Source organism: Clostridium estertheticum (assembly GCF_026650985.1).
In the GTDB taxonomy this organism is placed as follows: Bacteria; Bacillota; Clostridia; order Clostridiales; family Clostridiaceae; genus Clostridium_AD; species Clostridium_AD estertheticum_C.
On the sequence record NZ_CP086239.1, the window covers coordinates 3411006 to 3435309 of the forward strand.

Below are 24304 nucleotides of genomic sequence, written 5' to 3' on the forward strand. Positions count from 1 at the left end.
GGAGGTATTATATGCAAGTAATAAAAAGAGATTCGAGAAGAAAAGAATTTATACCCGAAAGAATATTAACAGCAGCTGGAAAAGCTTTTACAGAAGTATACGGGAAGGAAGATAAGAGTTTTAATAATCTTGTCTTAACCAGGGTACTTGAAACTCTTAAACAAAGAGGAGAGACTATAATTCCAATAGAAGAAATACAGGATATAATAGTTGATCAAATAAAATTATTAGATAATAAAGTAGCTCTAGCCTACATAAGTTACAGAGAAGAAAGAACTTTTGAAAGAGATAAAAAAGGGGAATTAGATAAAGAAATAGATAATATAATTAATGCAGTTTCAGAGCAGACTAATTCGAATGGAAATCTTGATGGCAGTAAAATCCAAACTATAAGAGCATTAATTTCAAACGTTGTAGGAAGCAACTATAGTCAAAGACATAAAATACCTAAAAAATATTTGAAAAAGCATAAAAAAAGTATATATATACATGATGAAACTTATTTTGGTTTACCACTTTTCAATTGTTGCCTCGTTGACTGGATTAGTATGTTCGAGAATGGATTTGACCTAGGTACAACACTTATAGGAACACCAAATTCAATTGAGACCGCAATAAATGTATTATCTCAAGTTGCGAGTCATATATCTAGTAATACATATGGTGGAACTACCTTCCCAACTTTAATAACAGGACTTACTCCTTACGCGGTTAAAAGTTTAAACAAACATAGGGTCGTTGGAAAAAAATGGATTGAAAATGTCCTTAAAATAGAAGAATATGCCTGGGATAGATTGGGCAAAGAAATAGAAGATAGCATGCAATCACTTGAATATGAAGTTCAAACATTAATGACAAGTCGTGCCGAGACTCCATTTTTAACACTTGGTATAAATAATGTAGATTTGAATGCTAGTTACGAGGATCAAAAAATTCAAAAAATGATAACCGAGGCTATATTAAACCAAAGAATTAAAGGATTAACCGGTGGTGTAACTCCTGTATTTCCTAAACTAGTGTATCAAAATACAAAAGGAAATAATCTTAATCCTGGAGATAAATACTATGACTTGTTCAAATTAGCGGTTGTATGTAGTGCGCATAGGCAATACCCGGATTATATTAATACTGATAAAGCAATTGAAGTTACTGGTGATTATAAGGAATGTATGGGTTGTAGATCATTCCTAGGGAGTTATTTAGACGAGGCAGGTAATTATAAAACTGCTGGAAGATTTAACTTTGGAGTAATATCAATAAATCTTGTAAGACTTGCAATTGAGGCAGATAGAAATGAAGATTCGTTTTTCGAATCTCTACATGAAGCACTAAATGATTGCAAGGATTTATTAATGATAAGATATGACATACTAAAAAATGTTAAAGCAAAACAAGCACCTATATTATATATGAGTGGAGCAATTGCTAAATTAAATGCAGAAGATACAATAGAGCCATTACTTAATAATGGATACGCTTCAGCATCTATTGGGTATGTTGGATTACATAATTGTTTAACTGCACTTTACGGTAAAGGACTAGATGATAGAACTGAAGAAACCTCTAAAAGAGCAACTAAAATCATGAAATATCTCAGAGATTATTGTGATGAACAAAAGGATAAAACAAAAATAGGATTTAGTTTATATGGATCTCCTGCTGAAACGCTTGCAACAAAATTTTGCGTAGAGGATGTAAAAGATTTTGGAGTTATAGATGGCGTAAATGACAATGGATATTATGAAAATTCATTCCATTATCCGTCTAATGAATTAATATCACCCTTTGATAAATTAGATTTAGAATCAGAATCATCTTCTTTATCCTCAGGCGGCGCAATATCATTTGTAGAACTAGGAGATATGACTAAAAATTTAGTGGCACTTGAGGATATTATAAGATACTCATATGACAAAACACACTTCCTCGGAATATCCTCAATAAGTGATAAATGTTTAAAATGTGGATATACAGGGGAAATGTTTACAAAAGAGAATAGTGATACAGAGTTTGAATGTCCCGTATGTAAAAATGACGATAAAATGTTGTTAAGCATAATAAGAAAACTTTGTGGATACCTTGGGAGCATCTTCGAACGACCTGTAGTTAATGGGAAAATGAAGGAGATTAAAAACAGAAAGAATAATAAAGGATGTAATTAAATGAATTATGCTAGTATTTTCTTTGATGATACTGTAAATGGCATAGGATTTAGAACCTCATTGTTCGTTAGTGGGTGCGGAAAAACTCCTCCTTGCAAAGGATGCTGGAGCCCGGAGGCAAGACAATTTGATTATGGAGTTCCTTTTACCAAAGATGTTAAAACTTCTATTCTAGAAAGCCTTAAACACCCATATGTAAAAGGATTATCAATACTCGGAGGAGAACCGATGGATAATCTTCGCGGTGGAGCTTTACTTGATTTAGTAAAAACAATAAAAATAAAGTTTCCTCACAAAACTATATTTTGTTGGAGTGGGTATACTTTTGAAGAACTTATTAAAGATCCTATAAGGTTAGAGTTTCTACAATATGTAGATATGTTAAGAGATGGTGAATTCATAGAAGATCTTAAAGATATTACTCAATATTTAAGTGGTTCCAAAAACCAAAGAATGATAGCCGCTAGGGAAAGCCTAGATCAAAATAGAATTATAAAATACAGTGTTTTAGATAATTAAGATAATTTAAAAATCCACAAGATGAAGTTTACATTCCTCTTGTGGATTTTTTATTTATTTTATATATTTAGCCACATTTTTAATGTGCTCCGCATATGTTATAGAAAATACATGTTCATCAGTTTTACTATTTAATACATAAAAAATATAATTTGTTTTCGCAGGATGCACTGCAGCATTTATTGACTTAATTCCGGGATTACATATTGGCGATGGCGGCAATCCTTTATTTAAGTAGGTATTATAAGGTGATTTTACTGCTAGGTCCTTATTATACAGCTTTTTTTTATCTCCAACTATATATATTATTGTCGCATCTATTTGAAGCGGCATCTTTATCTTTAACCTATTTTGAATAACACTTGCTATCTTTGTTCTATCTACATCTTTTCCTGCTTCTTTCTCAACTAAAGAAGCTTCTATTACAACATTTCTTATATTAAGTTTGTTTTTAGTTATGTAGTCTTTATTAGATTTCATATTAAACTCAAAAGTATCAAGCATTTTTTTTATAATTACTTTGCTCGTTGCATCCTTTTGAAAAGAATATGTAGCAGGAAATAAAAAACCGTCTAACTTATGTTTATCATTTGGCACATCTTTTAAAAACCAATAATTATTATCTGACCAATTTTCAGCTTCCTTTATAAAATCCTTTTGTGTAACTAATCCAGACTTTTGAAGTGTCTTTCCTACTTTTTCATATGTATATCCTTCTGGCACCGTAACTTTTACAACATTAGTTTTTTTGTATAAAATATTGCCTACGTTCAATATTCCAAATGCTGCTATAACAAAAATGATAAGTACTAAAAATTTTATTCTAAATTTCATAATTTTAAGGTTCATACTCACCTTAACTAATTAAGTTGATAAAACCTAATTTCAACTCCTTTTCTCGTCAAATGTCTATTATAGTCTCTTATTTCTTCAGTTTACCCTCCATAATTTTTAGTTCTTTAAATATTATACCATTTTGACACAATATAAGTATTTAACTTATAAAATACTTTTATGTTATTTTTTTTCCTTAATATAAGTTTAAGTTTTAACACCAATCTTTATCCCACGGAAATCCAAACAAAATTAAGCCATTCTAAATTGACATTTAGAATGGCTTAATTTTACAAATGATTTTATTAAATTTGTTCTCCTATTCACTTTGCTATTAACTCTCTATTCCTGAGGCTACTTCTTTATATATATCACTAAATGTTTTATTATCTTTTAAAGTCTGAAGATATTTCATAAATGGAATTTTTAATTCATCCCTCTTTAAAGCGAATTCTACTGTTGCTTCAAGAAACCCTAATTTATCCCCTACATCGTATCTTCGTCCTTCAAATATATATGCATACATATCTTGCTGTGCTATTAATGTTTTAAGGGCATCAGTTAATTGAATTTCTCCCCCTTTTCCAGGAAGCGTTTTATCTAATATATCAAATATTTCAGGAGTTATTATATATCTACCAAGTATAGCTAGATTTGATGGTGCTTTGTCTACTTTTGGTTTCTCAATAAGGTTATCTATTTTGTACACTTGATCACTTAAACGCGTTCCATCAACTATTCCATATTTATCTACATTTTTTCTTCCTACCTCCTGAACTCCGAGTATTGTTGTATTTCTCTCTTCAAAACAATCCATAAGTTGTTTTAGACATGGAATCTTCGCATCCACTATATCATCACCGAGCATTACGGCAAATGGTTCATTACCTACAAAAGCTCTTGCACAATTTATAGCATCTCCCAGACCCTTAGGTTCCTTTTGCCTTATAAAATATATATTTACCATATTTGATATATTTCGAACTTGTTTAAGAAGACTATCTTTATGCTTGTTTTCCAGATCTAACTCTAGTTCTATTGATTTATCAAAATGATCTTCAATAGACTTTTTATTTCTACCTGTAATAACTAATATTTCTTCTATGCCTGATGCAACAGCCTCCTCTATAATATATTGCATTGTAGGCTTATCAACTATAGGTAACATTTCTTTAGGTAATGCCTTCGTTGCTGGTAAAAATCTTGTTCCAAGTCCTGCTGCTGGTATAATTGCTTTTTTAACTTTCATATAAAACATCTCCTTTATATATTATTGCTTTATAAATTCAAATGGGGTTCAAGCTATTCCATTGGTTCCAGATGACGATTTCACAATTGTACCAAAAACCCAAAATCTGTATCCTAAAAAATTAACAACTTGAGATAAAACCATGGAAATAATTTTTGCAATTAAAGGATTCATGGAATTATTGCTCAGTAATATGCTCATACCTAATAAACTTACACCTAGGGAAACTGAATTAACAACAGCGAACTGAACAATCTCTTTTGTCGTTTTTTTACTTGTTTTCGTATCATTAAAAGTCCAAAATTTATTTAAAAAATAACTATTTAAAGTACCACCTGAATATGACACTATCTGACTTATAACATAGTTAACACCCAAAATACTATTAAGCACAGAGAATATTCCAAAGTCAATTACAGTATTTAACCCACCTACAAATCCAAACCTTACTATACGTTTAAGTTTTTCATTGTTTTTTAAATTATTGTAAATATTTTTAAAAGTAATCATGTGCTTCACTCCTTCTTTAATCCTATATTTATATACTAACAAAGGAATGTATCAAAATTAGCAAATAATTATGTTAAAAATATGTTAGTTGTAACATAATTCCCTTAATCTTATTTTTTAAAAAGTTTTAATTCTACTTATTAGTTTAAATTAAATAAATAACTATATAGGAAAAAAAGTTACTATAAAAAAATAGTAACTTTTTTTCCTATATCATAATTTAAGGTTTAAAATAAAATATTAACTCATTATATACCCTTACTCCTATAGTTTATAAATATTTTTTATCTCTTCTATTGAAGGTAACTCAACTACTGCACCCAAAAATTTAAGTTTAAAAGCACTAACTGCTGCTGCTAAATAAAGAGCTTGCTTAACTGTATAACCCTTTATAATTGCTGCATAAAAACCCGACCAAAATGCATCTCCTGCACCTGTTGTATCAACTACATTACTAGCTAATGTAGGTATTTTTATCTTTTCACTACCATTTGAAACAATGGCTCCATCTTTACCAATAGTCATTATTACAAGTTTTGCTCCTAACTTTAAAAACTTATCAATTTGATTATCAATTGTATCTTTACCAAACAATCTTTGCGCATCATCCTCAGAGGGTTTTATTATATCTACATATTTAATAATTGATTTTACATATTCTATGCCATCATGACCTCTTTCCCATATCATTGGATGATAATTTGGGTCAAAAGAAATAATAATTTTATTCTTTTGGGCTATTTTAATAATTTGCTCTATGGTGTTTCTAAATGGTTGCATTGATAATGGCCAACAAGAGAAATGTACAATCTTACTCTTTTTTATTTTTTCCTCTAGCTCTTCATTGTACTTTACTTGAAAATCAGCATTTCTATAAAATATAGGGACCGGGGTTCCTATGCTTTTTGTTATCAAAACAATGCTAGTTGGATAATCAACTTGCTTTACCATACCGGTATTAATATTATTATTCTTTAAGTGCTGTATTAAAAACTCTCCCAAGCCATCATTACCTACAGCACTTACAATTTGAGATTTTATTCCCAGTTTCGTTGTATTCATTGCGATGTTTGCTGGAGATCCTCCAAAATACCTTTGGTAATCATTACTTTCGAAGTTGTTACTGTATTCTTTTGATATCATATCTATAAGTAGCTCACCTATTGCTAATACATCGATTTCCTTATCATTAAATTCTATTTTCTTATTAAAACTTATCATATTAATCCCCCTAAATACCCGATATCAATAGTATAGTTACAATAATTTTTATTGTTTTATCACGGTCAATTAATGTAACCCATTTCTCATAATTCCATTATACAATATGTTTATTTAACATGTCAACCGTATGACATAATTATTTTACAATATTTATTATAATGAATCTAATCATAATTTTTTATCTAGTTAAAAAACCTTACGTAAATTTATAGTTGAAATTGTTTGTCTTTAGTATTTTTCAGCAAATTCGTTTCTCTCATAAAAATCCCCAGGGGACGTGAACAAATTGTAGCCACAATTTGTTTTGCTAAAGCTTTCAGCTAATGATGTAACTTTGACTAATGATGAGGATGGAGTAGTTACTTTAATAAAAAAATATATTGGTTGGTAAAATAATCTCATTATATTAAATTATATGAACCAACTTTCTGGTTTATTTTGAGTAAAAAAGTGGCTGTCTCAAAATAAAAATTAATTTTTATTTTGAGACAGCCACTTTTACAATGAAGAATTATTTGCTTTTTAAAATCCATATAATGCTTTGATAATCACCCTCTAAATCTGTTATGGTAAGCCCTACATACATAAGTTCATCTCCACCATAGGTGTCATCTTTGCCAAAAACTGAATATTCTTTATTTGGATCTAGGCCTTTTAATTTAATTCTTCTTATCGGAGCATTTGCTAATGCCAAAACTCTAAAGTATGCCACAACTGCCTGGGTCTTATCTTCTGTGACAAACATCCAGGCAGTTTCATTGCCTTCAAAAGGATTTAACAGTCGATACATTTCACCAAACTGAATAATTTCTCTCAGCTCTTTATATTGTGCTACCTGCACTTTTACTTCTCCTTTTTCTTCATCGGAGAACTTTGTAAGATCTAATTCATAGCCAAAATTACCAGACATAGCCACATCGCCTCTCATTTTAAGAGAAGTATTTCTATGAACTTGATGATTTGGAACTGCTGAAACATGAGATCCCATAGTACTAATAGGGTAAACAATACTTGTACCATACTGTATTTTTAATCTATCTACTGCATCGGTATTATCACTAGTCCAGGTTTGAGGCATGTAGAATAACATTCCGGGGTCAAAACGGCCACCACCACCCGAACAACTTTCAAACAATATATTTGGGAATGATGAAGTTATCTCATCCATAATTCTATATAGTCCTAGCATATATCTATGAGCTGTTTCTTTCTGCCTTTCTACGGGCAAACATTCAGAACCGATTTCAGTCATATTTCTATTCATATCCCATTTTACATAGCTTATATTAGCGCTACTTAAAACATTTGATACGGCTTTAATAATATAAGTACACACATCTTCTCTAGATAAATCCAATATTAATTGATTTCTTGATTCTGATGGTGTTCTATTTGGTACATGCAAGCACCAATCTGGATGAGCTCTATATAAATCACTATTAGGTGATACCATTTCAGGTTCAAACCATAATCCGAACTGCAATCCAAGTTCGTTGATACGATTAGCTAAATTATCTAATCCCTTAGGTAATTTTTTAGTATTAACTACCCAGTCACCTAATGAACAATCATCATTATCCCTCTTTCCAAACCAGCCATCATCTAATACAAAAAGTTCAATACCAAGTTCTTTTCCAACTTTAGCAATGTTTTCTATTTTTTCAGCGTTAAAATCAAAATATGTAGCTTCCCAGTTGTTTACAAGGACAGGTCTTGTTTTATCTCTAAATTCACCTCTACATAATCTTGTGCGATAAAGTTTATGGTAGGTTCTAGACATGTCACCTAAACCATTTGAGGAATAAACCATTACAGCTTCAGGAGTTTGGAATGATTCCCCTTGCTTTAAAAGCCAAGAAAAATCAAAAGGATTTATTCCAATGGATACCCTGGTAGTCTCATCTTGGTCAACTTCAGCCTGAGCTAGGAAATTACCGCTGTAAACTAAACTAAAACCATATACTTCACCTTGATCTTCAGTAGCATTTTTGCTTAGTAGTGCTATAAAAGGATTATGTTGGTGACCACTTGCGCCTTTTCTACTTTCTATAGATTGATTCCCATTTAAAAGAGGTCTTCTTTCAATACTTCTTTCTTTTTGCCAGGATCCATAAAGGTGCACAAAATCGTAGTCTTTATTATTAAAATCTACACTCATACTTAAAGCACGAAGTAGCTTAAGATTTGTATTCCCCTCATTAATAAAACGCACATTTCGTGTGATAACGTCATAATTGTTATAGGCGGTATACGATAGAACCGCCTTTAGCCCAAGCAAAGAATCTGTTAATACTATTTCAAGAGTTTCGGCTTCAGCGTCACTTTCAACATAAGTAGCTGGTAATGTTTTTAGTGCGGGTTTTCCTTTTATAATTCTATGTGATTTATATCTAAGATCAGTTATAGTTGTGCCGTTCTCTAGTTGTACTGAATATGCTGGAGTACGAAAATCTGTATTTCCATATGCAGGATATTCCTGTGGTAAAGTATCAAGTGTAAGTACTATATCATTAGCATCTGAATTTGTTGAAAAAGACCCCCTAGCTATACCTGCTAACAGCTCCTGAACATTAACTTTTTTTATCTTTCTTCCCCAGTAAAGGTGTGAAAGATACCCATCCTTATATACCTGCATAACATAGCTTGTATTTCCTGCTTGTAAATGAAAAACTCTTGTTACTTCATTATAAGATATGCCCATGTTGTAAACCACCCTTCATAAAATATTATAACTATCACATTCAAAATCATCACTATATTCTACTGATATCATATCTACAAGAAGTTCCCCTACTACTAAAATATCATTTCTTTATTCTGTAAATTAATTATGTCATCAAATTTAAACATTATCTCCTCCTGATTTTCGATATTTTCAAAATGACTTTTTAATCTGTAGAAATCTCCAAATTGAATAGTATTTATTATTTCAAACTTACTTTTACAATAGAACCTTAAAAATGATTACCAAAGGCTATTAGTTACTTTAAATGAACAATCATCATATTTTAATATACTATTTAACTTATTTTTTAATGTTCAATTTATTTAACAATAATACATAAATTCAAAATTAGCTTTTCGAACCTGTACTTGCAACACCTTCAATAAATTGCTTCTGAAATATAATAAATATTATAAGCATTGGCCATATAGCTATCATTGAGCCTGCCATAAGTTGAGGAAAATTTGTTGAATATTGACCTTGTAATGATGCCATTCCAGCCGCTAGCGGCATCTTATCTAATGACATATTTACTATCAAAGGCCACATCAAATCCTTGTAAGCAAACACTGAAGTGAATATTCCAAGCGCTACTAAGCCGGATCTAGTTAAAGGTAACATAACTTTCCAAAATACTTGCCATCTGTTACATCCATCTAATATTGCTGCTTCCTCTAGTTCCTTCGGAATTCCAATGAAAAATTGTCTAAGTAAAAAAGTACCAAAAGCGCTTATAATCCCGGGTATTACTAGAGCTGTAACAGTATTTAATAATCCAAGTTTTGAAATTATAGCATACTGTGGGATAATAAATATTTGTCCTGGTATCATCATTTGAATAAGTATTAACATAAAGAAAAAATTTTTTCCTGGAAACTCAATTCTGGCTAAAGCATAGGCTGCCATGGCACTAAAGAAAACTGAACCTATGACTCTAAAAAATATCATTAGCATTGTATTTATGTAAAATTTCGCAAACGGCAATTGATTCCATACGTCAACATAATTTCCCCATTTAAAACTTTTAGGCATAATAGTAACTGGTAATGACGTTGACTCTGTAAGTGTTTTTAACGAAGTTAGTATCATCCATATAAATGGAATTAGCATTGCAATCGCACCTATTATAAGAATTATGTGAACAATTGAATTGCTTGATTTTAATTTTCCTTTCATAAATTATACCTCCCCTTGAAGTTATTCATAATGAACCCATTTTTTCTGTAATTTAAGTTGAACTACAGTTATCAATAAAATTATTGCTAATAAAAGTACTACTATAGTTGAACCATAACCTTTATCATTCATTACGAATGAATAATTATAGAATAAGTACACTAAAGATTGAGTAGACTCCATAACTGCATTTGACTTACTAATCATCATAAATATTAAATCAAATACTTGTAATCCAGTTATCATAGAAGTAACGACAACAAAAAACATCGTTGGTGATATTAATGGAAATGTAATAGCGAAAAACTGTCTGATAGGACCTGCTCCATCAATTTTAGCTGCTTCATAAAAGCTTTTTGGTATTTCCTGCAGCCCTGCAAGTAAAATAATCATATTGTAACCTAGATAACTCCATATTCCTACTACTATTATGGATAAAAGCGCGAGTTTTGGATTTGTAAGCCAATTGGGTCCGTGTATACCTACTAAAGAAAGCAAGTAGTTAAACAAACCGAAATCTGAACTATAAAGCCATCTCCAAACCATGGCTATAGCCGCTGGTGCTGAAACCATAGGTAGAAAATAGATTGTACGATATATAGTTTTACCTTTTATCTTCGAATTAAGTAATACTGCAATGCCCAAAGAAAGAATTACGCCAATAGGAACTGAAATTGCAGTATATTTTAATGTATTCAAAGTTGCCTGCCATACAGCAGGGTCTGAAAACATCTGTTTATAATTATCTAACCCAATCCACTGATTAATACCAAAATCACTGGTTTTATTAAAACTTAAATAAATAGTTTGAATTAACGGCCATATATTTAATATAATAAGTCCTATTATCGTAGGTGCTATCATAAAATAAGCCCAATAATAGTCATTTAAATCCTTCTTACTAATCTTTACCTTTTTACCTGAACGTTTCGATGTGTTTTTTTGTTTAATCATCGCTTTCAAAATTTCCCCTCCTTTTATAAAATCATAATTAAATTTAGTTAATTATGATGACAGTTAGCTATAATCACTAACTGTCATCAATTAATTACTTTTCAGTTGCTAGAAGAGCATTCATTTTTTTATCAATTATATTACAACCCTCATCTACAGTAAGCTGACCAGAATATACCTTTGTCATTGTGTCAATTTGAGTTTGATACCATTTTACTTTTGTTGGTGAATTTGGTAATAACACAGAATACTTTAACATTTCTGGGTATACTTTTAAGTTGAATTGTTTAGTATTGTCTATAAATGGTTGTTCAGTTCCTGTATATGCTGGAATTGCAGCACCTTTTTCAGATTGAATAGTATTTGCTTCCTTTGCTCCTAAGAAATCCTCGAATTTCAAAGCTTCTACTGGATGTTTAGTTTTTGCTGAGACAGCATTTCCTAAACCATTAATTATGGTTGCTTTTGTCTTTCCCTTAGGAATAACAGCTACATTGCAATTTTTAGACACATAATCATTTGCTTTAAATTCGCTTACCATCCATGATCCGAATAAGCCCATTGCTGCTTTTCCTGATTCAAAGTATGTGGTAAAGCTGGTATCTGCAAATTGTTGTTGAGTTGGAGATACCTTATATTTTCGACTTAGATCAACATCCCACTGTATAGCTTGTTTTGTAGCTGCTAAACCAAAACCTGATTTTTTCTTATCAGGCGAAAGTATATATCCATTATTTTGGTAAACAAGGTCATAATAACCCTGTCCATCATCTGAAGGAGCCACACAACCGAATACTCCTTTTGAAGGATCAGTTAATTTTTTTGCAACTTCTAAATACTTATTCCAATCCCAAGTTCCATCTGGATAAGCAATACCCTTTTTATCAAACATAGTCTTGTTGTACCATAATGCTATTGTATCGTAATCCTTAGGCATAGCATAAACTTTACCTTTTAATGTATATGAATCTGTAAGACTCTTAGGAAAATTACTCATTTTTACATCTTTACTATTTTTTATTGTGTCAGTTAAATCCATTAACATACCAGCGTTAGCATATTCAAAGAAATTATTTGAATGCATCCAGAATACGTCTGGAAGTGTTCCACTTGAAGCCCCTGCCTCCATTTTTGGCCAATATTGATCCCAAGGTGTAACTTCCACTTTTACTGTTATATTTGGGTTTAACTTGTGAAAAGAATCAGCGATAGCTTGCATACCAGGTTGTTGATTTTTATCCCAAATTTGATAAGTAAGAGTTACAGGTTTACCACTTGTGTCGCTTGTAGTCTTAGCACTGCCACAGCCCGCTAAAGTGGACATCATAACCATAGAAGTAAGTGCAACCGCAATAATCTTGTGTAAACTTTTTTTCATTTTTTAAATCCCCCTCTTTATTTATTCATATTTTTATATTTGTATATTTATAAATTGCTAAATTAGCAACCCATAAAAGCATTATGTAAATGATTACTATAGGTATATTATATACAATGTTTTTAAATATGTCAACCGTATGACTTAATTTAAGAAAGCATTTTCTATATCCAAATATATATCAACAAAACTTCACTATTAACCTCATAATTTATGATTATTATCTGGACACATAAGAAATTTTTGATTATTATGTATATCATGAGATTTTGAGGTAACTGTTTAAAAATAATTATAGAATTACCTCAAATTTAATGTTTTGTGATATGGCAATATATGTGACCTTAATCAATTATAATGAAAAAACTTTGGACAATAATTAATTAATTTTTCCAACTACAAGCAATCTGTTTTTTGACAATTAGTTTTCCATATAGAAAACATTTGTACGTCAGACCAGAGTTTGGCCGCAGACTTCCATTAGATTGCGCCCATGCCGAACGCACAATAAAAATAGAGACTATATAATGTTCTCCATAGTCTCTATTAATAATTCATTTAAATAAATGGTTAAGTGGTTTTTCTTTCCACTAAAGTTACAGGCAAAATATTTTCTATATTTACTTCTTTTTTTTCGAGTAAATCTATTAGAATTTTTACTACTAGCTCCCCCATCTTTTCTATTGGTTGTTTTATTGTAGTTAAAGGTGGGACTATAAGTGATGCTATATTAATATCATCATACCCAACAATTTTTAAGTCCTTTGCAATATCTTTTCCAATTAAGTTAGCAACATGTATTATTGAAGCTGCTATCATGTCACTACTAGCAAAGACACCATCTATATCTGGATGCTCTTCAAACAGCTTATAAGCCAGTTTCTCATAGCCCTCAAAAATATCAAGCTTTGCCTGTTTTATAATAAAATTTACTTTTCTCTCCAGTACGACATCCATAAAAGCCTGATAACGCTTATTAGCTGGAGTATTAATTTCAAGTGGTCCACTTATATGAGCAATATTTTTACATCCTCTATCTATCAAAAGATTTGTAGCCAAAATCCCTCCATGATAATTATCCGAAGTGACAAAAGGTATATTATTAGTAAATGTTCTATCAAGTGCTACAATAGGCAAATTAGGAATAAGATAATCCGAGGTATCTAAGGTATGGCTTCCCATAATTATTCCGTCCACTTGATATCTTTTAAGCATTTCTACATAACCTTTTTCCTTAACACTGTCTTGATAAGAATTACATAACAAAATCTTATAGCCAGCCTTATAAGCATAATACTCTATATAACTAGTAAGTTCCGCAAAAAATGGATGAGCTACATTTGGAATAATAAGCCCAATCATGTTAGACTTTCTTCTGAATAAAGAACGTGCTATTTCATTCGGCTGATAATCAAGTTCTTTCATAGCCTCATGAACCTTGTTTCTAGTAACCTGACTTATATAGCCTCTATTATTTAAAACCCTTGAAACAGTTGTAACAGTGACCCCAGCTATCTTAGCCACATCTTTTATCGTTGCCATAAAGACATCCTCACCCTTGCACAATCAATTTGAGTCATTTACATTATAACTTCTTATACTAAATATTGAACTACCTTGCTAGACTCATCAATATATTCTATCACAGACTTATTAGTTTTTAAATCTATAAATAATGTACAATATCTATCATCCTTATGCCAATAAAGTCGAATTTCGTCTTTAGCAGTATGAATAACTTTAAATTTTCCATTAAAAGCAGGGTATTCATTTCTAAATCTGATAAGTTTTAAAAGTCTTTGAACAACTTCTTTTTTAACTGACTGCTCAATTTCCTCAAGACTGAAGTTGTGACGGTTAATTTCACGACCTTCACCAGTTTTCTTTACATTTTCAACATCATTTTTTCCTGCTAGTAGTCCCACATAATATACCTGCGGTATCCCAGGTACAAAAAATTGAATTGCTCTAGCTGCCAAATATGCATCATCATCACACTCCAATAAAGAGTAGTAAGACCCTCTTATTTGATGCACATCAAATCCGTCTTCTGACTTATCTTCTTCTGATAAAATAAGGCTTAAATTTGAGCCTCTCTTAAGGGTCAAATCTACAAGTTTTCTAGCTTCCTTAGTGTCTATGAGATCATCCATATCAGGTTTTACAGGAATACCATCATGGCAGTCAAGCATTGTAAATTGTCTCGACGGACGATCCTTAAGGTATTCACAAAGCTTCTCACTAGATTTATTTATTAATGTATCAAGAATGGTATAAGGCAGAATAAAATCATAAATCCAGAACCCATGCTCTGCAAGTTTGTATTGAGTTGAGTAATGTGAATGAACTTCTGGAAGCAATTCAATTTTCATAGAATCCGCCAATTTCTTAATCCAATCAAGAAAATCATATACTTCTGGCTCTACAAAAAAACAGCTTGTTCCAAACCTTTTGATAACATATCCAACTGCATCTAACCTTACTATTTTAACGTTATTTTTACTAAAATTCACAAAGAAATCTTTAAGAAGCTGTTTTACCTTATCTGACCTTACATCCAAATCAATCTGCTCAGAAGGGCTAGTTTTACCAAAAGTAGTCCAAACCTTCTCTTCCTCACCCGTTTCTTCTATTTTAAAGTTTGAATAAGGCACTGTCCTGCGAAGTGACATCTTTTCAATGTCTTCTTTAACTGGTTTTCCATCTTCCCAAATCTTATCCAAAGTGATAAACAAATCAGAATACTCTGATTTTCTACCTTTTTTAAGAAAATCTTGAAAATATATAGATTTACCCGAAATATGATTAACCATTAAATCAACCAATATATCAAAGTTTTCTCCTATGTCTTTTATATCCTCCCATGTACCGAACTCTGGTTCTATCATCAAATATGTAAGTGGAGCAAACCCTCTGTCTCCAGAAGACGGAAATGGTGGCAGAATATGAACTCCACCTTTAAAAACATCAGAAAAATATTTTAAAAGTACATTGTTAAGAATTTTTAAATTTCCTCCCATAGAATCTGGGTAAGTGATAAGCTGTACTTGATTTTTTACTGCCATACTACAATCTCTCCTTTAGAAATCGATTTAGAATCTATTTGATTTTATTATATATGTGACTTCAATGTATGTCAATAGGTTGACATGTTGTGTTTTATTTGTCTTACAGCTTAAATTTTTGAACCATCCCACTTAGTTTCTCTGCTTGTATTGCTTGGCTTTGAGTAGCATTTGTTATTTCTTCAATAGCCATAAAAGATTCATTAACACTTGCAAGTATTTCCTCTGAACTAGCAACTGATTCCTCAGCTGTAGCCGATACATTTTCTATTGCTTTATGAATTTCTGATACTGTTGCATTAACCATATTCATTGAAGATCCAATGTCTGTTGATAGATTATTGAATACTACAGCGTCTTCTCCGTATTGCTTGCTTGTGTCTACAAATAATTCGTAATCTGGCTTTACTTTATTATCCATAAATTCTAAAACCTCTTGAGCACTGCCCGAAAGATTTTTAAATGCTGTTTCAACTCCGGTCGTTACATTTTGAATGCGTTTTACTGCATCTGCTGATTCTTCAGCAAGTTTTCTAACTTCATCAGCTACCACCGCAAATCCCTTACCTTGATCTCCAGCTCTTGCGGCTTCTATCGCTGCATTAAGTGCAAGAAGGTTTGTTTGGGTGGCTATGTTTCCTATTTCATCAGCCATTATTTTAACTTGGCTAACAACCATACCTTCTTCTATTGCTTTTAGTATGCTTGTTTGATTTGCGAAATATAATTCATTTGTGGTATTCGAACTATCTTGCGCACTTTTTCTAAGGCCAATTGTTTTTTTCTCTATGTCTTTTGCAATATTGTTTCCTTTATTTGCTCTCCCAGTCACATCTTTAACATTTTTTGCAATAGTTTCTGTTGTAGCGTTTATCTCCTCAGTTGTTGCACTCAGTAGCTCCGCTCCCAATGCTACTTGTTTTATTGATTCATTTACTATCTCCATTTTCGCTGATATTTCTTCTGTTGTAGCAGATAGTTCTTGGCTAGTGGCAGTAATACCAGTAGCACTTTCTGATATCTCAGAAATTAATATTTTTAAATTTAATATAGCTTTATTTATTGCCTTTGCTAAACTACCAATCTCACTTTTATCATCAATATCAACAGTCTTTGATAAATCATTTTCTCCAAGAGATTGTGCAACTTTTAGAATTTTCTTTATTTGCCTTGAGGTTGTAATAGCTATTATCAAACCGAGCATAATAGCGACAACTAAGCCTAGAATACTTAATACATTAATTATCCTACTTGCTTTATTAAAAGACACTTGACTAGCTTCATAATCAACTTTTGCAGCATTTGAATCTGTTGTTAATTCTTTGACTAGAGTTACAATCATATCATTTGTATTTGCATCACCACTTGATAATAGTTTACTTGCTTTAACATAATCTGCATTATCAACTAGTTTAATTAATTTTTCTCTATTTGTGCGATTCTCCAAAAGTAATTTTTCATATTTTGCAAATTGTTGTTTACTTAAATCAGTTGTAATCGTGGGTTTGTATTCTAGTATAAGTGTATTATTTATAGTTTCTATATCTGCAATACTAGCCTTTATTGTTTGCAAATTGCTTTTATTTCTAGAATCAATAATTGACACTTCATCTGCCTTAATTTGTACTGCATTTGTAATAATACGACTAATATCTTTAATCGCTATCAAATCATTATTATATATATTACTAACATTTGTATTGATACTTCTCATACTGCTCGTCCCTGTAAATCCAATTAAACCTATAAATATTGCCACAAGTAAAAAAGCTGATAGTAATTAGAACCTTATCTTATTTGAGTTGCTTCTAATATTTTATTAAATCACCAATTCTTTTCCCATAATATAAAAATATAAATTTTCTTATCATAATTAACATATATATGTGCAGAATAATAAAGACCTCATAATTTTAAAATGCCATTAACTAGCATGTAACTTATGTGAGGAAATTTAACTTAATATTCTAATGATGGAAGGGAAAAATATGAATATTTCAATGAATTTTATAAGCGGACTAATGCATATCGATAAATATTTAATTTTAATATTACATCAGTATGGGATATTAACATACGTTATTCTTTTTCTAATTATATTTTTAGAAACAGGCTTAGTTGTTACGCCATTTCTGCCAGGTGACTCAATGTTATTTGCCGCGGGAGCACTAGCAGGACTCGGATCAATGAATATTTCCACTCTTCTAGTTGTAGGATATTTTGCAGCATTACTTGGTGATATTTCTAATTATTATATAGGCAGGAAGATTGGAAGCAATATATCAGCGAAGCAACAGGTACTATTTATTAAAAAGGAATATTTAAAAAAAGCTCAAGTTTTTTATGAAAACCATGGTTCATTAACTATAATACTCGCAAGATTTGTTCCTATACTTAGAACATTTGCCCCTTTTGTGGCTGGGACTTTACAAATGAGTTATCTTAAATTTATTCCTTGCAATATGATTGGTGATGGATTATGGGTAAGTTTATTTTTAGGTGGGGGTTATTTTGCAGGAAATCTATCCTTTATAAAAGATCATTTTTCTTTTGCATTAATAACTATAATAATAGTTTCATTACTACCTGGAATTGTATTGTTTTTTAAAGAGAAGCACAAAAAAAGGGAACCCAATGAAAATGATATCCCTAGTACTGAAATTTAATAATATTTAATTAATAATGTTTAGCTAATAATGTTTCTAGCCAATTTGTTATTCTCTCTAAAATTTATAATTGACCCAATAACAATAAAAGCAATTCCTATCATCGTGTTTGCAGCAATTGCCTCTTTTAGAATTATTAAAGCTAAAATCGGAGCTAAAGCAGGCTTAATAAAAAATACAATTGATGCAGTAGATGCAGAAGTCTCTTCCATTGCTAATATATAAAACGTGTAACCAAGCCCAGTTACAAAAATACTAATATAAGCAAGCATTGGAATATTGCTTAGTGTTATACCATGCAATATTGGAATATTCGCGAATTCTTTTAACCCATTATCTGATAAAATTTTTGATATAAAACTTAATTTTGTAATAAGCATAAGCACTAACATTTCAAGGCTACCCATTAAAAAACTAAAACAAGTTAAGACTACCCCTCCAAATTTTTCGGATTTCTTATTGCATATTACACTATACAAAGCAAATGTTACAGTAGAAATAACAATAAATATTATACCTTTTAAACTTATTGTCATATTAAAAGGGTTCAATATACATATCATTCCAATTATGCTTAATCCCATTGTAATAATAGTATGCTTATATAATTTTTCTCCTATTAAAAAGAAAGCGAAAGTAACTACAAATATAGGATTGCAACTAAAGAGAACCGCAACTATAGATGCCTTACAATAAAAAATGGCAAGTTGGTAAAATGTCATACTTACTACAACGCAAATAAAGCCTGTTAATATAAAAAATGAATAATCCTTCCTGTTTAAAGAAAGCTTTTTACTCCTTAAATTTTTTAAAGCTAGTGGAAGTAACATGATAGACCCTATAAAAAATCTTAAGAAGCTTATCTGTATAGGGTTAAATTGATTAGACACCATTTTTAAAACTATTTCCATAGTGCTGAAAAGAAAAGCAGACAGAATAATAAACCAAAATCCTTTTTTCATTTATAGACACCTCTAATATATAAATTTATTAATAAACTGCTGTGATTAATACTACTACCTAGACATAATTACAAGTTTATAGTACGTATATATCACCTTCATTTTAACACAATATGCTTTATTTTACTATTTTGTCGTTTTGATATAATTTTAATTACTACTTTCCTTGCCTATACAAAACATTTATAAAAAATACATAAATCAAACAAAATATACATCATATTGACACTCCTCTGACATTTACAATTGATATAATTTAACCATAGAAATAAACAATAATAAATTAGTGAGGAGAGACTAAGATGAAAAATATATCTTTAAAGACCAAAATACTAACAGGAATATTAACAGGTGGTATATATTTATCCTCTGTTAGTACAACCTTTGCAATAACTACAACCCCAATAAATATTAGCGGAAATACAATTTTGACAAGCGAGTGTAAACAAATAAATACTAAAACAAAACAAAATTTAGAAACCAATTTAGAAGAACCTATAATTACTAAAACTATAACTGAGGATCAAGCAAATAAAATTAAATCTATAATAAATAAATCTAAAACTAAAAAGGTCAACAATATTGATTATGCAAAAACTATAATCAATTCAGAAAATAAATTATATAAAAGTAGTACAAAACTTAGTTATATAAATCCAATAACTACACTTGTTGATAATGGTACTATAAATCAAACTCAAGCGGATAAAATTTTAATGAAACAGCTATACCTATATCATGAAAAGATGTTAAAAAGTTCACTTTAAAAATCGGATTAATAAGTATCCTCTATTTGGGCAACCTAAATATTAGAGGAGTTGATAATAATGAATAGTGAAAATATTAAAAATTTAAATTTCCTTCTCGAGAGTGAATATATGGCTATTGACAGTTTTGAAGCGTTGATAAACCATGCGAGTGACATAAATATTAAAACTGAATTACAAAATATACAACGAACCCATAAGCAACATACTCTACAAATTTCTGCTAAAATACAAGATCTTGGAGGTAGACCCTCTGGCAGTATTGGAATTCAAGGAGTAGTCGCAGAAACTATATCAAATATAAAACATCTCGGCGCTACAGGTAACACTAGTTATCTTAAGGAAGCCTTGCAAGGTGAGTTCATGGCAATAAAAACTATTAATGAATTAATAGCAAATAATTCAGTATTTAGTAACTCTAGTATTTTAAATAATATAATAAAAGACCATCAAAATAATATTGATTCATTGAATAACATTATTAATACTTCTAAGTAATATTCTAAAAAAATATTATGGACTATTAAAAATATTCTTATATTAAGAATAAGTAATTCCAATTATAAATGTACTAGTTTTAGAACACTTCTAATATAGATTATATTAAAGTGTTCATATATATAAACATTATTTATGATGTTTTAGTTTATTTGTACTAAATTTAGTACACGCATATCCAATTTTATATCAAAATATGTAATTAGTGTAATAATAAAGAACATTTTTCAGTAAATCATTATATTATCACTAACTTTGAGTTAATTTTTGTGTTTAAGTGACCATTATGTCTTTAAAACAGATATGGCATTATTCTTGCTTATATTATTTATAGATACTAATGTTCAATTATTATTATGGTTAAATATTAGTTTCTTATTTATGATCAGATATAAAGAAAACGGTTTTATACCAAAACTTATAATTATTATGAACAAAGAATAAGATAGATATCAATTAATACTTGTTATCCATCTTACAAAATAGCGAGGAGGCAATTTCATGAATTTTACATTGACGAAGGAACAAGAATTTGTAAAACAGATGGTAAGTGAATTCGCATTAAATGAAGTTAAACCAATAGCTGCGGAAATAGATGTTACAGAAAGATTTCCTAGCGAAACTGTAGAAAAAATGGCTAGATACCATATGATGGGTATTCCAATAGCAACTAAATATGGTGGCGCTGGCGGAGATAATTTATCATATATTATTGCTGTTGAAGAATTATCAAAAGCATGTGCAACAACAGGAGTTATCTTATCAGCTCATACATCATTATGTGCAGGCCCAATAGATGCTTTTGGAACAGAAGATCAAAAAATGAAATATTTAGTACCACTTGCAACTGGCGAAAAATTAGGAGCTTTTGGATTAACTGAGCCTAATGCCGGTACTGATGCTTCAGGGCAACAGACTACAGCAACTTTAGATGGTGATAACTATATATTAAATGGTTCAAAAATATTTATCACAAATGGTGGAGTAGCAGATACATTTGTAGTTTTTGCTATGACAGATAAAACTAAGGGAACAAGAGGAATTACAGCTTTTATAGTTGAAAAAGATTTCCCTGGATTCTCAATAGGTAAACATGAAGATAAATTAGGAATAAGAGCATCATCAACAACTGAGCTTGTATTTGAGAACTGTATAGTTCCAAAAGAAAACATGCTTGGAAAAGAAGGAAGAGGTTTCGGTATTGCAATGAAAACTCTTGATGGTGGAAGAATTGGTGTAGCTGCTCAAGCTCTAGGAATTGCTGAAGGAGCACTAGAAGAAGCTACTAAATATATGAAAGAAAGAAAACAATTTGGAAAACCACTTGCAGCATTCCAAGGACTTCAATGGATGGTTGCAGAACTTGATGTTAAAATTGAAGCTGCTAAACTTTTAGTTTATAAAGCTGCATTTAATAAAGATGCTGGTTTATCATATACAGTAGAAGCTGCAAGAGCAAAATTGTTTGCATCAGAAACTGCTATGGAAGTTACAACAAAAGCTGTTCAAATCTTCGGAGGATATGGATATACTAAAGAATATCCATTAGAAAGAATGATGAGAGATGCTAAGATAACTGAAATATATGAAGGAACTTCAGAAGTTCAAAGAATGGTTATAGCTGGAAATCTATTAAAGTAGGAGGAAATTAAATGAATATAGTTGTATGTTTAAAACAAGTTCCAGATACAAACGAAGTTAAAATAGATCCTAAAACAGGAACCCTTATAAGAGAAGGCGTTCCATCAATAATAAATCCAGATGATAAAAATGCATTAGAAGAATCATTAAGATTAAAAGATGAACATGGTGCGCACGTGACTGTAATTAGCATGGGACCACCTCAAGCAGAAAAAGCATTAAGAGAAGCTTTAGCTATGGGTGCTGATGAAGCAATACTCGTATCAGATCGTGCATTTGCAGGAGCAGATACTTTAGCTACATCACATGCACTTGCTGCAACTTTAAAGAAATTAGACTACGATGTAGTATTTGCTGGAAGACAAGCAATTGATGGAGATACAGCGCAAGTTGGACCTGAAATTGCAGAGCATTTAAATCTTGCACAAATAACATACGTTGAAAAAGTTGACGTAATTAAGGGCGGATTAAAAGTTAGAAGAGCATGGGAAGATGGATATGAAGATATCGAAGTTAAAACTCCTGTTCTTTTAACAGCTATAAAAGAATTAAATGAACCAAGATATATGAACATAAAAAACATTTTTGAAATGTTCCAAAACAAAGAAGTAAAAGTTTGGAGTGCAGCAGATATCGGAGCAGACATAGCTATACTCGGACTTAAAGGTTCACCAACAAAGGTTAAAAAGTCAATGACTAAAGAACCTAAGGGAAAAGGCGAATTAATACAATTACCAGCAGCTGAAGCTGCTTTATATGCAGTTTCAAAATTAAAAGAAAATCACTTTATCTAAAATGTAGGAGGGAGCAATCAATGAATATAGCAGATTACAAAGGCGTATGGGTCTTCGCTGAACAAAGAGACGGAGAACTTCAAAAAATTTCTTTCGAACTTTTAGGTAAGGGACGAGAAATTGCAGATAAATTAGGAGAAGAGTTAACAGCTGTACTACTTGGCGATAAAACAGATGATATGGCTCGCGAACTTGTAGCATTTGGAGCTGATAAGGTAATAGTTGCGAGTAGTCCACTACTAGGTCATTTTACAACTGATGCATATGCAAAAGTTATATGTGATCTTGCAAATGAGAGAAAACCAGGAGTAATATTTGTTGGAGCAACTTATTTAGGAAGAGATTTAGGACCAAGAATATCAGCAAGACTTTCAACAGGTTTAACTGCTGATTGTACTTCATTAGATATAGATACAGAAAACAATAATTTAATGATGACAAGACCAGCATTTGGTGGAAACCTAATGGCTACTATAGTTTGTGCAGATCATAGACCACAAATGGCTACTATTAGACCAGGAGTTTTCGAAAAATTAGCTAGAGATGCTTCTAGAACTTGCCCAGTTGAAAAAGTTACTGTAAATTTAAAAGAATCAGATATCAGAACTAAAACTGTTGATATTGTAAAAGTTGCTTCAGTTTTAGCCGATATCGGAGAAGCTAATATTATAGTATCTGGTGGTCGTGGAGTTGGAAGTAAAGAAAACTTTGCTTTGCTTGAAAAACTTGCAGCTACTTTAGATGGTGTAGTAGGAGCATCAAGAGCAGCAGTTGAAAATGGTTGGATAGATAAAGCCGTACAAGTAGGTCAAACAGGAAAAACTGTAAGACCAACTGTATATATAGCTTGCGGTATCTCAGGAGCAATTCAGCATTTAGCTGGTATGCAAGATTCTGATTTCATAATAGCTATAAATAAAGATGCAACTGCACCTATCATGAAAGCTGCTGATGTAGCAATAGCTGGAGACTTTTTGAAAGTAATCCCAGAAATGATAGCTCAAATTAATACATTAAAAAATAAATAGTTCCACTTAAGCGATTTTGATGTATTTCTACATCAAAATCGCTCTTTTTTTTTACAAAAATTTTATTTACTAATTTTCTAAGCATTTTATTGAATATATGTAATAAATTTAATTCACTTTCCAAATGTCTCTAAATAAACTAAAATATTAGT

At 30.9% G+C, this 24304-nt stretch carries 20 protein-coding genes and 1 pseudogene; 8 read left to right on the plus strand and 13 right to left on the minus strand.

Annotation, left to right across the window (positions count from 1 at the left end):
- The first annotated feature begins 11 nt into the window (after window positions 1–11).
- Complete coding sequence (gene nrdD / locus LL038_RS16385; RefSeq protein ID WP_216123653.1) at window positions 12–2162, plus strand: anaerobic ribonucleoside-triphosphate reductase; 2151 nt, start codon at window positions 12–14, stop codon at window positions 2160–2162.
- The gene (gene nrdG, locus LL038_RS16390; RefSeq protein ID WP_216123652.1) at window positions 2163–2681 is read left to right on the plus strand and encodes an anaerobic ribonucleoside-triphosphate reductase activating protein; all 519 of its coding nucleotides are present in this window, start codon (window positions 2163–2165) and stop codon (window positions 2679–2681) included. It begins immediately after the preceding gene.
- Between the two features lie 54 nt (window positions 2682–2735).
- Here the strand turns inward: nrdG and mltG are convergent, their stop codons facing one another.
- The 12 genes and pseudogenes from mltG to LL038_RS16450 all read right to left on the minus strand — a co-directional run.
- The gene (mltG, locus tag LL038_RS16395) at window positions 2736–3530 is read right to left on the minus strand and encodes an endolytic transglycosylase MltG (protein WP_216123651.1); all 795 of its coding nucleotides are present in this window, start codon (window positions 3528–3530) and stop codon (window positions 2736–2738) included.
- Window positions 3531–3849: 319 nt separating this feature from the next.
- Complete coding sequence (galU, locus tag LL038_RS16400) at window positions 3850–4764, minus strand: UTP--glucose-1-phosphate uridylyltransferase GalU (protein WP_216123650.1); 915 nt, start codon at window positions 4762–4764, stop codon at window positions 3850–3852.
- Between the two features lie 48 nt (window positions 4765–4812).
- The gene (locus LL038_RS16405) at window positions 4813–5274 is read right to left on the minus strand and encodes a GtrA family protein (protein ID WP_216123648.1); all 462 of its coding nucleotides are present in this window, start codon (window positions 5272–5274) and stop codon (window positions 4813–4815) included.
- Window positions 5275–5538: 264 nt separating this feature from the next.
- A complete protein-coding gene (locus LL038_RS16410; protein ID WP_216123647.1) occupies window positions 5539–6495 on the minus strand; it encodes a carbohydrate kinase family protein in 957 nt (318 codons plus the stop codon).
- 514 nt (window positions 6496–7009) lie between these two features.
- A complete protein-coding gene (locus LL038_RS16415) occupies window positions 7010–9199 on the minus strand; it encodes an alpha-galactosidase (protein ID WP_216123646.1) in 2190 nt (729 codons plus the stop codon).
- Window positions 9200–9571: 372 nt separating this feature from the next.
- Complete coding sequence (locus LL038_RS16420; RefSeq protein WP_268038413.1) at window positions 9572–10399, minus strand: carbohydrate ABC transporter permease; 828 nt, start codon at window positions 10397–10399, stop codon at window positions 9572–9574.
- Between the two features lie 21 nt (window positions 10400–10420).
- Window positions 10421–11353: a carbohydrate ABC transporter permease gene (locus LL038_RS16425; protein WP_216127928.1), complete on the minus strand. Its 933-nt coding sequence runs from the start codon at window positions 11351–11353 to the stop codon at window positions 10421–10423.
- A gap of 94 nt (window positions 11354–11447) precedes the next feature.
- Window positions 11448–12731, minus strand: coding sequence for an ABC transporter substrate-binding protein (locus tag LL038_RS16430; RefSeq protein ID WP_216127910.1), 1284 nt, complete (start codon window positions 12729–12731; stop codon window positions 11448–11450).
- Window positions 12732–13301: 570 nt separating this feature from the next.
- Window positions 13302–14273 (minus strand): LacI family DNA-binding transcriptional regulator, encoded by a 972-nt coding sequence (locus tag LL038_RS16435; RefSeq protein ID WP_216127912.1) that lies wholly within the window; start codon window positions 14271–14273, stop codon window positions 13302–13304.
- A gap of 53 nt (window positions 14274–14326) precedes the next feature.
- A complete protein-coding gene (gtfA, locus tag LL038_RS16440) occupies window positions 14327–15796 on the minus strand; it encodes a sucrose phosphorylase (protein WP_216127914.1) in 1470 nt (489 codons plus the stop codon).
- A 103-nt stretch (window positions 15797–15899) separates the two neighbouring features.
- Window positions 15900–17000 (minus strand): methyl-accepting chemotaxis protein, encoded by a 1101-nt coding sequence (locus LL038_RS16445; RefSeq protein WP_268056091.1) that lies wholly within the window; start codon window positions 16998–17000, stop codon window positions 15900–15902.
- A 72-nt stretch (window positions 17001–17072) separates the two neighbouring features.
- A pseudogene (locus LL038_RS16450) lies at window positions 17073–17564 on the minus strand (MCP four helix bundle domain-containing protein); the annotation flags it as partial.
- Between the two features lie 220 nt (window positions 17565–17784).
- Here LL038_RS16450 and LL038_RS16455 point away from each other — a divergent pair.
- The gene (locus LL038_RS16455) at window positions 17785–18462 is read left to right on the plus strand and encodes a VTT domain-containing protein (RefSeq protein ID WP_216127918.1); all 678 of its coding nucleotides are present in this window, start codon (window positions 17785–17787) and stop codon (window positions 18460–18462) included.
- Between the two features lie 20 nt (window positions 18463–18482).
- On the opposite strand, the gene LL038_RS16460 is transcribed toward LL038_RS16455, so the two are convergent.
- Window positions 18483–19424 carry a DMT family transporter gene (locus LL038_RS16460; RefSeq protein WP_216127920.1) on the minus strand — a complete coding sequence of 314 codons (942 nt, stop codon included), beginning with the start codon at window positions 19422–19424 and terminating at the stop codon, window positions 18483–18485.
- A gap of 302 nt (window positions 19425–19726) precedes the next feature.
- Here LL038_RS16460 and LL038_RS16465 point away from each other — a divergent pair, with 302 nt between their 5' ends.
- The 5 genes from LL038_RS16465 to LL038_RS16485 all read left to right on the plus strand — a co-directional run bounded on the left by LL038_RS16465 (window position 19727) and on the right by LL038_RS16485 (window position 24152).
- On the plus strand, window positions 19727–20191 hold the full coding sequence (locus tag LL038_RS16465) for a hypothetical protein (protein WP_216127922.1): 465 nt from the start codon (window positions 19727–19729) through the stop codon (window positions 20189–20191).
- 60 nt (window positions 20192–20251) lie between these two features.
- On the plus strand, window positions 20252–20689 hold the full coding sequence (locus LL038_RS16470) for a DUF2383 domain-containing protein (protein ID WP_216127924.1): 438 nt from the start codon (window positions 20252–20254) through the stop codon (window positions 20687–20689).
- Between the two features lie 501 nt (window positions 20690–21190).
- The gene (locus LL038_RS16475; protein ID WP_268055890.1) at window positions 21191–22330 is read left to right on the plus strand and encodes an acyl-CoA dehydrogenase; all 1140 of its coding nucleotides are present in this window, start codon (window positions 21191–21193) and stop codon (window positions 22328–22330) included.
- A gap of 11 nt (window positions 22331–22341) precedes the next feature.
- A complete protein-coding gene (locus LL038_RS16480) occupies window positions 22342–23124 on the plus strand; it encodes an electron transfer flavoprotein subunit beta/FixA family protein (RefSeq protein ID WP_216128178.1) in 783 nt (260 codons plus the stop codon).
- A gap of 20 nt (window positions 23125–23144) precedes the next feature.
- Complete coding sequence (locus LL038_RS16485) at window positions 23145–24152, plus strand: electron transfer flavoprotein subunit alpha/FixB family protein (protein WP_268055891.1); 1008 nt, start codon at window positions 23145–23147, stop codon at window positions 24150–24152.
- Window positions 24153–24304: the final 152 nt, after the last annotated feature.

Excerpts from the sequence above, each read along its gene's own strand:
- nrdD (WP_216123653.1), top strand. The coding sequence starts at position 12 with ATGCAAGTAATAAAAAGAGATTCGAGAAGAAAAGAATTTATACCCGAA.
- nrdG (WP_216123652.1), top strand. The coding sequence starts at position 2,163 with ATGAATTATGCTAGTATTTTCTTTGATGATACTGTAAATGGCATAGGA.
- mltG (WP_216123651.1), bottom strand. The coding sequence starts at position 3,530 with ATGAACCTTAAAATTATGAAATTTAGAATAAAATTTTTAGTACTTATC.
- galU (WP_216123650.1), bottom strand. The coding sequence starts at position 4,764 with ATGAAAGTTAAAAAAGCAATTATACCAGCAGCAGGACTTGGAACAAGA.
- LL038_RS16405 (WP_216123648.1), bottom strand. The coding sequence starts at position 5,274 with ATGATTACTTTTAAAAATATTTACAATAATTTAAAAAACAATGAAAAA.
- LL038_RS16410 (WP_216123647.1), bottom strand. The coding sequence starts at position 6,495 with ATGATAAGTTTTAATAAGAAAATAGAATTTAATGATAAGGAAATCGAT.
- LL038_RS16415 (WP_216123646.1), bottom strand. The coding sequence starts at position 9,199 with ATGGGCATATCTTATAATGAAGTAACAAGAGTTTTTCATTTACAAGCA.
- LL038_RS16420 (WP_268038413.1), bottom strand. The coding sequence starts at position 10,399 with ATGAAAGGAAAATTAAAATCAAGCAATTCAATTGTTCACATAATTCTT.
- LL038_RS16425 (WP_216127928.1), bottom strand. The coding sequence starts at position 11,353 with ATGATTAAACAAAAAAACACATCGAAACGTTCAGGTAAAAAGGTAAAG.
- LL038_RS16430 (WP_216127910.1), bottom strand. The coding sequence starts at position 12,731 with ATGAAAAAAAGTTTACACAAGATTATTGCGGTTGCACTTACTTCTATG.
- LL038_RS16435 (WP_216127912.1), bottom strand. The coding sequence starts at position 14,273 with ATGGCAACGATAAAAGATGTGGCTAAGATAGCTGGGGTCACTGTTACA.
- gtfA (WP_216127914.1), bottom strand. The coding sequence starts at position 15,796 with ATGGCAGTAAAAAATCAAGTACAGCTTATCACTTACCCAGATTCTATG.
- LL038_RS16445 (WP_268056091.1), bottom strand. The coding sequence starts at position 17,000 with ATGCTCGGTTTGATAATAGCTATTACAACCTCAAGGCAAATAAAGAAA.
- LL038_RS16455 (WP_216127918.1), top strand. The coding sequence starts at position 17,785 with ATGAATATTTCAATGAATTTTATAAGCGGACTAATGCATATCGATAAA.
- LL038_RS16460 (WP_216127920.1), bottom strand. The coding sequence starts at position 19,424 with ATGAAAAAAGGATTTTGGTTTATTATTCTGTCTGCTTTTCTTTTCAGC.
- LL038_RS16465 (WP_216127922.1), top strand. The coding sequence starts at position 19,727 with ATGAAAAATATATCTTTAAAGACCAAAATACTAACAGGAATATTAACA.
- LL038_RS16470 (WP_216127924.1), top strand. The coding sequence starts at position 20,252 with ATGAATAGTGAAAATATTAAAAATTTAAATTTCCTTCTCGAGAGTGAA.
- LL038_RS16475 (WP_268055890.1), top strand. The coding sequence starts at position 21,191 with ATGAATTTTACATTGACGAAGGAACAAGAATTTGTAAAACAGATGGTA.
- LL038_RS16480 (WP_216128178.1), top strand. The coding sequence starts at position 22,342 with ATGAATATAGTTGTATGTTTAAAACAAGTTCCAGATACAAACGAAGTT.
- LL038_RS16485 (WP_268055891.1), top strand. The coding sequence starts at position 23,145 with ATGAATATAGCAGATTACAAAGGCGTATGGGTCTTCGCTGAACAAAGA.